This window comes from Halorubrum cibi, from assembly GCF_900182635.1.
GTDB lineage: Archaea > Halobacteriota > Halobacteria > Halobacteriales > Haloferacaceae > Halorubrum > Halorubrum cibi.
The window spans coordinates 134,873-143,901 of sequence record NZ_FXTD01000010.1 but is presented as its reverse complement, the minus strand read 5'-3'; the positions used below and the strand labels follow the sequence as shown (position 1 = coordinate 143,901).

The 9,029-nt window shown below is 66.9% G+C and carries 11 protein-coding genes; 5 read left to right on the top strand and 6 right to left on the bottom strand.

Annotation, left to right across the window (positions count from 1 at the left end; all coding sequences use genetic code 11):
• The coding region (locus FN829_RS13320) for a tyrosine-type recombinase/integrase (RefSeq protein WP_221929842.1) at positions 1-785 on the bottom strand (785 nt) is incomplete at its 3' end.
• Positions 786-1,251: 466 nt separating this feature from the next.
• On the opposite strand from FN829_RS13320, the gene FN829_RS13315 reads away from it, so the two are divergent.
• Positions 1,252-1,449, top strand: coding sequence for a hypothetical protein (locus tag FN829_RS13315; RefSeq protein ID WP_142987451.1), 198 nt, complete (start codon positions 1,252-1,254; stop codon positions 1,447-1,449).
• Between the two features lie 37 nt (positions 1,450-1,486).
• Here FN829_RS13315 and FN829_RS13310 read toward each other — a convergent pair whose 3' ends face one another.
• Positions 1,487-1,867: a RidA family protein gene (locus FN829_RS13310; protein WP_142987450.1), complete on the bottom strand. Its 381-nt coding sequence runs from the start codon at positions 1,865-1,867 to the stop codon at positions 1,487-1,489.
• A gap of 171 nt (positions 1,868-2,038) precedes the next feature.
• On the opposite strand from FN829_RS13310, the gene FN829_RS13305 reads away from it, so the two are divergent.
• Positions 2,039-2,833 (top strand): MBL fold metallo-hydrolase, encoded by a 795-nt coding sequence (locus FN829_RS13305; protein WP_142987449.1) that lies wholly within the window; start codon positions 2,039-2,041, stop codon positions 2,831-2,833.
• Positions 2,834-2,855: 22 nt separating this feature from the next.
• On the opposite strand, the gene FN829_RS13300 is transcribed toward FN829_RS13305, so the two are convergent.
• A complete protein-coding gene (locus FN829_RS13300; protein WP_142987448.1) occupies positions 2,856-4,007 on the bottom strand; it encodes a C45 family autoproteolytic acyltransferase/hydolase in 1,152 nt (383 codons plus the stop codon).
• A gap of 101 nt (positions 4,008-4,108) precedes the next feature.
• On the opposite strand from FN829_RS13300, the gene FN829_RS13295 reads away from it, so the two are divergent.
• The gene (locus FN829_RS13295; protein ID WP_142987447.1) at positions 4,109-4,981 is read left to right on the top strand and encodes an aldo/keto reductase; all 873 of its coding nucleotides are present in this window, start codon (positions 4,109-4,111) and stop codon (positions 4,979-4,981) included.
• A gap of 34 nt (positions 4,982-5,015) precedes the next feature.
• Here FN829_RS13295 and FN829_RS13290 read toward each other — a convergent pair whose 3' ends face one another.
• Positions 5,016-6,173 (bottom strand): DUF63 family protein, encoded by a 1,158-nt coding sequence (locus FN829_RS13290; protein ID WP_142987446.1) that lies wholly within the window; start codon positions 6,171-6,173, stop codon positions 5,016-5,018.
• Positions 6,174-6,282: 109 nt separating this feature from the next.
• Entirely contained in the window at positions 6,283-6,732 is a 450-nt protein-coding gene (locus tag FN829_RS13285) for an Lrp/AsnC family transcriptional regulator (protein WP_142987445.1), read from the bottom strand.
• Positions 6,733-6,860: 128 nt separating this feature from the next.
• Here FN829_RS13285 and FN829_RS13280 point away from each other — a divergent pair, with 128 nt between their 5' ends.
• A complete protein-coding gene (locus tag FN829_RS13280) occupies positions 6,861-7,922 on the top strand; it encodes a hypothetical protein (protein WP_142987444.1) in 1,062 nt (353 codons plus the stop codon).
• Positions 7,923-7,935: 13 nt separating this feature from the next.
• Here the strand turns inward: FN829_RS13280 and FN829_RS13275 are convergent, their stop codons facing one another.
• A complete protein-coding gene (locus FN829_RS13275) occupies positions 7,936-8,697 on the bottom strand; it encodes a 4-phosphopantoate--beta-alanine ligase (protein WP_142987443.1) in 762 nt (253 codons plus the stop codon).
• 92 nt (positions 8,698-8,789) lie between these two features.
• On the opposite strand from FN829_RS13275, the gene FN829_RS13270 reads away from it, so the two are divergent.
• Complete coding sequence (locus tag FN829_RS13270; protein ID WP_142987442.1) at positions 8,790-9,026, top strand: hypothetical protein; 237 nt, start codon at positions 8,790-8,792, stop codon at positions 9,024-9,026.
• The last annotated feature ends 3 nt before the right edge of the window (positions 9,027-9,029 follow it).

The window sequence follows — 9,029 nt, the reverse complement described above, 5'->3', positions numbered from 1 at the left end:
TCCACCCTCGCGCGTGGTACCGCGAGTTCCGCGAGCTCGTGTTGACCGCCGTAGTCTACAACCTCGAACAGGCTCTCAAACAGTGATCCCCACGCCGTCATCGGATTCAACAAAGCAGATTCATCTGTTTTACCGAACCGATGGTGGTCGATGTAATCCCGTACGATCTGATTGACCTTCGGCTTGAGAGAGACGACGCGTTGGCCTTCTTTCCCGTTCTTTAGCGGGGTTCCTTGATCCGGACGGTGATGTACTTCGAGAGTACGCTCTTCGTTGTCGTAGTCATCGAGATCGATAGCCCGGAGCGCACCGTTTCGCATACCCGTGTGCCATAGTAGCTCGAAGATGACGTGTTCGCGTTGGGAGTAGTTGAAGTTCCGTTGGTACTCGATAATCGCCTGAGCAGTTTCCGCATCGACGTAGTCGTCGTTCACGTCTTCCTTGTTCTTCATCGTCGGCGGATCGATGTAGTCGGATAGACCGGGACGGACAGCGTCAATGGTTTCGCAGAAGTCGATGAATACTTTGAGCGTACTCAGTTGCGTCGCCATCGTGACCTTGTTACAGTCGCCCTTCTCCCGTCGCCACTTCTTGTACTGGTGGAAGTGCCGACCGCTGAGGTCGTTCATGTTGCTCACGTCTCCCTCGGTATCGCACCACTCAACGAAGGGAGAGAGTCGATACTTGTGCGCCTTGTAGGTCGCGTCCGCCAATTCGCCGCGACGGTTTTCGAGATACCACTCCTTTGCTTCCTGCGGATCGATCGGCTTGAGATCGGTTGTCATTGGTGGGCCTCGCGCTCAACTCACCAACAGCGATCTCCCGGTATCCATCACCTGCCGAGCGCCCGTGTACGCCGGGTACACGGCGTGAGGCGTTTAAATCGCGCCCGGCCCGCTTTCTCACGGACGGATACCGAGTCGTCCAGATCGCATCATGGCGACGTGATCGACTCGGAACCGGCGTATTCACGGTCCGAGTTCGTTCCGTGACCGAACGGTGCCCTCTCACGTGTGGCATCTCGTTCATAGGTGCTTGGTCTGATGGAATGAATCCATGAATATATTATATATCTAATATATTACTGGGAGGTCACTCAATGGTTCCGAACCGAACGGAGGTCGGTCTCGTTCGGACCCCCGCTCAGTCGGCTACAGAACTGACCGTCCGGGAACGAGTAACCGACGGAAGTAGTCTCCGTGTGCGCTTTCGTCGGGTAACGATAAGTGACGGGCTCGACGATCCGGATCCGTGAACGTCCTCCATCGGATCGCGGTCGGCGGATGGCTCGTGTGGCTCGCGTTCGTCGTCCTCCTCGTCGTCGGGCGGTACACGCCGCTTCCGTCGTTCGATGCCGTCCACTCCGGCGTGGTCTTCGGGACGGCCGTCCTGACGCTGATCGGTTCCGCGAGGCTGGCCCGCTCCGGATACCGGCGCGTCACGGGGTGAGCGGGGGCGGCGAGGTCGCGCCGATCCTTCGATCGGCTCACTCGATGGCGGCGACCATCTCGATCTCCACCGTGACGTCGATGGCGAGCGCGGCGACCTCGACGGTGCTTCGTCCGGGGTACGGCTCGGGAACCCGGTCGCGGTACACTCGGTTGAATCCCTCGATGTCGTCCATGTCGGTCAGAAACGCCGTGGTTTTCACGACGTTCTCGAGCGAGGTCCCGGCCGCCTCGAGGACGGCCTCGAGGTTGTCGAACGTCTGGTGTGTCTGTTCTTCGATCGTCTCGCCGATCACTTCCCGAGTCTCGGGGTCCTTCGGGATCTGGCCGGCCGTGTAGACGGTGTCCCCGTGGATCACGCCCTGTGAGAAGGGGAAGTCGCTGTCGTAGCCCGCATCCGTCGTGATGTGTCGTACCATGAGAAATTCACTCGTGTGTGTGACATACGCTTTGGGGTCAGTGTCGTCGATGGACCACTCGAGATACCGAAGGATGAGTCCGCTACCCGTCGAACACGACGGCGGAGGAGTGTCCGGGATGTCGGTCTCACACCACCATCTTGATACGCCGACGGCCCGCAGACGGGTACCGTGAGTACCGTCGAGATCCTCGGAACCGCCCAGGACGCCGGCGTCCCGCACCTCGGATGTCGGTGTGAGAACTGCGAGACCGCGCGTGCGGACCCCGAGCGGACGCGATACGCGAGCGCGATCCTCTTAGAGGACGACGGCCGGTACCTCTTCGACGCGACGCCCGACGTCCGCTTTCAACTGACCGAGATCCCCGACGGCGCGTTCCTGACGCACGCCCACCTCGGACACCTCACCGGACTGCTGTACTTCGGACGGGAGTCCGTCGACGCGGACGAACTCCCGGTCTACGCCACTCTCGGACTCCGGGACGTGATCAGGGAGAACGAACCGTTGGGATCGCTCGTCGACGACCGGAACGTCGACCTGCGGTCGGTCGTCGACGACGCCGCCGTTCCCCTTACCGAGGCTTCGGTCACGCCGTTCCGCGTCGCCCACCGCGAGTCGCTTCCGACCGGAACGCTGGCGTACCGGATCGACGGCCCGAACCGATCGCTTCTCTACGCGAGCGACGTCGATACGCTGACGGAACGCGTCGAGTCCCTGATTCGAGACGTCGACGTGGCGCTCGTCGACGGGACCTTCTGGAGCCGGGACGAGATCGACCGCGTCGAGGACGTTCCGCATCCGACGGTTTCGTCCTCGATGGACGCCCTCGCGGACGCCGACACCGAGGTCCTGTTCACCCATCTGAACCACACGAATCCCCTCCTCGATCCGGGATCGGACGCGCGCGAGCGGCTGGAGTCCGCGGGGTTCCGCGTCGCTGACCGAGGCGACTCCATCGAGCTGTGACTTCCATTCCGCCCCGTGTGGATCAGAGCGCGTACTCGTGGTACTCCCCCTCACAGGGCGGGCCGCGCTGTCCGAGTATCCGCCGTTCCCGAAGGTCGATCACGAGACTGGCGTTGGTCTGGCCGTGTTCGACCTCGGGGAGCGACTCGTCGACGTGGCTACAGATGCTCGACGGCCGACCGAAGTGATCCCGGAGGGAGTCCCGGATCGCGGCGGAGTCGATCCCTCGATTCTCCGGGTCACCGCCGCTTTCGGCCTCCGCAACGAGCAACCGACGGAGGCGCTCGGCGCGGTATAGCGTGCTCGGGCCGCGCCGCTCGTTGACGCTCTCGACGGCGTCGGTCTCGAAGTGGTTCGAGTGCGTGAGGACGCCCTCCTCGGGGTAGATCGCGTTGACGAGTTCCGGAGCGGCCTCGAGGTCGATCAGCTCGCCGTCGGCGTGGCCGACGAGGACGTTCGCGGAGCAGACGCGGTCGGTCTCCAGTATCGGCCGGAGCGCGTCGTCGTACCGCTCGGCGTCGAGCACCTCACGGAACCGGACGTGGTAGGGTTTGCGGAACCCGTCTCCCCCGTCGTCGCCGGATATCAGGCCGTTGACCGCGATCCCGATGCCGTGTTCGTTCACGCCGACCTTCCCGCCGACGATCCCGGCTTCGGTCATCGCCAGCACGTCGGGCGCGTCCTCGCGGCGCAGTTCCATCAGGAAGAGCGTGTCCGCGATCGGCGCGAGCCAGTCCCAGTTCTGTCCCATGTAGGTCGTCCCGTCCGCGGTCGCCGACGGCATCACCCCGAAGCTGGTACAGCCGTCGACCGGCGGTTCGGGTTCCGCCGTATCCTCGACGGGAGCCGCCTCGTTCGCCTTCTCCGTCTGCGCCTTCCACGCCGGGTAGATCACCTCCCACCGGACGTTGAGCATCGCCACGTCGGCCAGGTCCACGCCGCTGCCCTCCGCGACGCCGCGCATCTCCGCGGCGTAGTCGGGGCTCTCGCGATCGATGTACTCGACGTACTCGGCGGCCTGTTCTCGGAGGGCGTCGACGTCGACGCCCTCGTGGGAGAACCGCTCACGGTACGTCTCGACGTTGGCGGCGACCTCGTCGGCGAAGTGCTCCCCGTGTTCGATCCCGCGTTCGCGCGGCGTGCCCGTCAATACCAACCGCTCGAATTCGACCATGCGCCGAGTGCGGTCGGACGGGTCATAAAGCTTCGAGTGGGGTGGAGTTCCTTCGGGACGCGGACCCCCACGGCTTTGCCGCTGGCGGACGAGGCGTCGGTATGGCCACGGAACACGTCGATCCCGACGACACCTTCGAGTTCGCCGACGGACTGACGGTCAACCGACTCGGCTTCGGCGGCATGCGCGTCACCGGCGAGGACGTCATCGGCCGGCCGGAAGACGAACGGGCGGCGAAGTCGGTGATACGGCGGGCGGTCGACCTCGGTGTCGACTTCGTCGACACGGCCGACTCCTACGGACCGGGCGTCAGCGAGCGGCTGATCGGCGAGGCGCTCGGCACGGACGACGGCGTCGTCGTCGCCTCAAAGGCCGGATTGCTCCGGAACCGCGACGGTGACTGGATCCCTCACGGCGACCCGGATTTCCTCAAGAACCAGGTGCTGTGTAGCCTCGACCGGCTCGGCGTCGACGCCATCGACCTCTACCAGCTTCACCGACCCGACCCCGACGCCGACTTCGAAGCGTCCGTCCACGCCTTCGCCGAGATGAAGGACGCCGGACAGATCGACCGCGTCGGCCTCTCGAACGTCACCGTCGAACAGCTCGAGGCCGCCACCGAGGTCGTCGAGATCGCCACGGTCCAGAACCGCTATGACGTGGGGAACCGCGACGAGGAGGACGTCCTCCGGGCGTGTGAGAGCCACGGCGTCGGCTTCATCCCGTGGGGACCGATGTACGCGGTCGAGGAGGACGAGGTCGCCGAGGTGCTCGAGGCGGTCGCCGCCGACCATGCGACCGACGCGACGCCCCGGCAGATCGCGCTCGCGTGGCTGCTCGATCACTCGGAAGTGACGCTCCCGATTCCCGGCACGTCGAGCGTCGATCACCTCGAGTCGAACGTCGCGGCCTCGCGACTGGAGCTGACCGACGACGACGTGGCGAGACTGGACGGAATCGACCCACAGACGTAAGCCAGGGGACCGAACCGGCGCGGACTGTGCCGGATCAGACGCCGAACGTCGCCCGCAGCATGTCGCGCGTGCCGGGGCCGAGTCCGACGGCGAGGACGGTGATGAGCAACAACAGCGTGTACCGCGGCGACTCCTCGTAGAGCTCGCCGTTGAACACCCAGACGACGAAGGTCGCCGCGGCGAGTTTGACCAGCAGGAACGGCCAGGCGTCGCCGGTCACCGCGAGCACCGAGTCGGGCAGCAATCGACCGGTCCAGTTCACGACCAGCTCGTTGACGACGTGTTTCGGGAAGAGGTTCCCGGTCCCCGTCAGCGCCGGCATCCAGTCGAGTCCGATCACGTTCGCGACCCCGTCGATCGCGTGGCCCCAGATGATCACGAAGCCGGCGAACCCGGTCCCGCGGTTGATCGAGGGTTCGAACCGCTCGATCAGCTTCCACGTGACCGCGGCGGCGACGCTCGCGATCAGGAGGATCGGCCCGATCACCTGCGGGTAGAAGGTCACGTAGTCAGTGGTGGCCGCGAGGAACGCCAGATACCCGACCGAGAGCGCCAGCGCGAGCGCCCCGGCGCCGAACAGCGGCGGGGCGTAGTCGTCGACGATCCCGCGGTCCTCGAGCGCGTACGCGCCCATCACGCAGAGCAGCGTCACCGCGAAGACCGTGAAGTAGATGAACGGGCTGATGATCAGCGCGCTCCAGGGGAAGGGAATGAGCGGCTCGACGCCGGCACGTATCGCCGCGATCCCGGTGTCCTCGACGGTGCGGAGCGCGCCGCCGAACAGCATGAACGGGAACAGCGCGTAGAAGAACCGGAACTCGGTGGCGATGTCGAGCCGCCGGAGCAAGAAGACGACCCCGATCAGCATCGCGAGCAGGATCACGACGTAACTCAGCGTCGAGACGGTGGTGTAACCGGGGGACGCGACGACCTCGCCGGCCGCGACCGCGTCCGCACACGCCGAGGCGCTCGTCAGCAGCTCCGTCCCGCCCTCGGCGGGGCGGATCGCGCACTGTGCGACCTGTCCGTCGGCGGCCACCGGCCCCCAGAAGTACCGCCAGAGGAACCGATCGTAGACGACCCGCGGGAAGACGACGGACCCGACGACGAGGACCGCGGAGACCGCGGCGACCGCCGCCGCCCACGCTCGCTCCGCCGAGAGCCCCAGCCGGTCCTCGAACCGTGCGCTCATACCAGGGCTTCGGAGGGTTCCGGAGTTGAGAGTTCCGGTCGAGGTCGACGGAACCCGGCGCGACGGAGTCGTTCCGATCGCGCCCCGCCGTCGAGTCCTCCCCGCGGGCTCAGATCGGCGGCCCCTCGGCTTCGTAGTCGGTTCCGAGGACGATCATGGTCTGTGACCGCGAGAAGCCGTCCATGTTCGCGATCCGACCGAACATCAGCTCCCGAAGCCGATCGGTGTCCTCCGCGACCACGCGAAGGATCACGTCCCACTCGCCGGTGGTCAGGTGGATCTCCCGAACGCCATCGATCTCCCGCAGGCGCTCGAGGGCGTCCTCCTTTCGACCCTGCTCGACGCGCAGGCCGACGAGTGCGCTGACGCCGTATCCGACCGCCTTGGCGTTCACCGAGGCGTGGTATCCCTCGATGACGCCCGCATCCTCCATCCGGCCGACACGGTCGTGGACCGTCGCGCTCGACATGTCGATCCGGCGCGCGATCTCCGAGAAGGGGGTCCTGGCGTCCTCCTGGAGGATCCGAAGGATCGCCCTGTCCGTGTCGTCCAGTTCCATGCCGCGTGGTAGTCGCCCAGAGACTTTGAACTTGCCCCCGCCGGCGATCCGGCCGCACTACCGCCGACTCGGGAAGTTCGCCGACCGAAGTCGATGAATTAAGTGTCCCCCCGCGTGACCGTGAAACGATGCCCTCCAGACGCACGCTGCTCGGACGCATCGGTACCGTCGGACTCCTCGGAGCGTCGCTCTCCGGCCTCGCGGGCGGTTCAGCGGCCGGTGTGACCGATTCGACTCGATCGGCCGGTTCGGCAGCCACCTACGACGCCGGCCGTATCGCCGACGGCGACACCGTCGTCACCGCGGCCGTCGACCCCGCGGTCGTCTCGACGGTCGGCCTCCCCGAGCCGTGGTCGACCCGACTCTCCGCCGCGACGGAGCGCGCGGACGTCTCGCTCGCCGACGTCGACGCCGTCGCCGGGAGCGTCGCGCTCTCGGGATCGAGCGTCGAGGGAGCCGTCGTCGCTCGCGGGTCGTTCGATCCGGATCGGCTCGCGGCCGCCGTCGAGGGCCGCGGACGCTGGTCGACCGCCCGAACCCGCCGGACCGCCGGGGTGACTCGTCGGTTCCGCGGTCGCGGGGAGCCGTACGCGGTCGCCGTCAACGAGACCGAACTCGTCGTCGGGTACGCGCCCGACGTCGATCGCGCCGCGGATCACGTCGACGCAGCAGTCCGCCGAACGCGGGACGGATCGGCGACCGGGAAACGATCGACCACCGGACAACGATCGTCCACCGGACAACGATCGGCCACCGGATACGGCTCGCTCCCGTCGCTGCTGTCGGGTGACGTGACGGTGTATGCGAACCTCGGGGAATCGGGGCGAAATCGGCTCCGCTCCGCGCTCTCCGGCGCGCCGGACTCGCTCGAAGCGACGGTCGAGGCCGCCGGGTCGATCGGCGTCGCTCTCGGCGTCGACGGCGGGGGCGACGGCGGAACGGACCTCCGATACGCGGCGACGCTCGATCCGACGCGACTCACGCGAGACCGCCTGCGTCGGCTCTCCGGCGGCGTCGACTCCGAGGGAGCCCTCGACGACGCGACGGTGGGATTCCGCGGACGGACGGTCGTCGTCGACGCGACGCCGACCCGCGAGGACCTGTTCTCGCTCCACGACGACCTCTACTCTGACCCCGAGGGTCCGTCGTCCGTCGACGACGACGCGATCGAACCCGAGTTCGGGCGGTAGATCCCGACGAGCGTCAGGCCTCGTCGCCGGAGAACGACCCCTCGCGGATCGCCCGCTCGGCCGCCTCAAGCGCCGCGTTCGGGTCGAAGTCGTCGACGACGGCCCGACGTTCCGCGGGCGACGCGTCGGCCAGATCGCGGGCGTGCGCCGTCACGTTCGGGACGGCCCTGAGGACGTTGTCGATGATCGGGACCGCGGCGGTCCGCGGCGACCGGCTCCCCGGGTTGAGGTCGATCACGATCTCCGTTTTGCCCGCCGCCGCGAGTGCCTCCGCGCGGTCGCCGTCCTCCAGCGGGACCACCACCACGTCGGCCGCGCCGATCCCGTCGGCGTCGACGATCCCGCGGGCGTGTTCCAGTCCGGGTATCTCGCCGTCGCCGGTCAGTCCCTTCACCTCCTCGGCACCGTGTTCCCGGAGGTGGTCGGCGATCGCTTCCATTCGCTCCTCGGTCCGGTTGAACAGGTTGACCTCGAGGTCGGCGTCGACGACGCGGGCGAGTTCGACGGTCTCCTCGGGGACTAACGCGGCGACGTTCCCGTTCACGGAGAACACCGGACGCTCCGCGGAAAGCAGCGTCGCGGCCGCGGCACGGGCGGCGGCGTCCGCGCTCGGGAGCGTGCGCTCGCCGAGCAGGTAGTCGAACGCCTCGCCGCGGCCCTGCGCGATGAGTCCCTGTTTCGAGGTGATGCCCTTCTCGACGCCCGCCTCGATGCGGTGTCTGGTGAGGAGCGACGCGTATCTGGGGTGATCCTCTGGGATCTCCGTCTCGGTCATGGTCACCGTTGACGCCGCCGCGAGTAAAGTGGCCCGTTACCGCGAGAACCGGTCGAATAACTAAGTCGCTCGAAGGCGTACCGCCGACCGTGATGGATCGGACTGGCAAGTACACGGTCGTCGAGGCGTGTAACGACCACGGGACCATCACGCTCCGTGAGCATCCGCGAAACGGGACGCTGTACGTCGTCGAGTACGACGACCCGGAGATCGAAGCTGAGCTGTCGAAGCTGGACGCCGGCTCGATCGTCCGCCTCGACCTCCGGCGCGCCGGCCGTCGTGGTAACGCCTGGTGTGCGGAGGCGGCGCGACCGGTCGAGGCTCCGTAACCG

Excerpts from the sequence above, each read along its gene's own strand:
- FN829_RS13310 (WP_142987450.1), bottom strand. The coding sequence starts at position 1,867 with ATGGTACGACACATCACGACGGATGCGGGCTACGACAGCGACTTCCCC.
- FN829_RS13300 (WP_142987448.1), bottom strand. The coding sequence starts at position 4,007 with ATGGTCGAATTCGAGCGGTTGGTATTGACGGGCACGCCGCGCGAACGC.
- FN829_RS13295 (WP_142987447.1), top strand. The coding sequence starts at position 4,109 with ATGGCCACGGAACACGTCGATCCCGACGACACCTTCGAGTTCGCCGAC.
- FN829_RS13290 (WP_142987446.1), bottom strand. The coding sequence starts at position 6,173 with ATGAGCGCACGGTTCGAGGACCGGCTGGGGCTCTCGGCGGAGCGAGCG.
- FN829_RS13285 (WP_142987445.1), bottom strand. The coding sequence starts at position 6,732 with ATGGAACTGGACGACACGGACAGGGCGATCCTTCGGATCCTCCAGGAG.
- FN829_RS13280 (WP_142987444.1), top strand. The coding sequence starts at position 6,861 with ATGCCCTCCAGACGCACGCTGCTCGGACGCATCGGTACCGTCGGACTC.
- FN829_RS13275 (WP_142987443.1), bottom strand. The coding sequence starts at position 8,697 with ATGACCGAGACGGAGATCCCAGAGGATCACCCCAGATACGCGTCGCTC.
- FN829_RS13270 (WP_142987442.1), top strand. The coding sequence starts at position 8,790 with ATGGATCGGACTGGCAAGTACACGGTCGTCGAGGCGTGTAACGACCAC.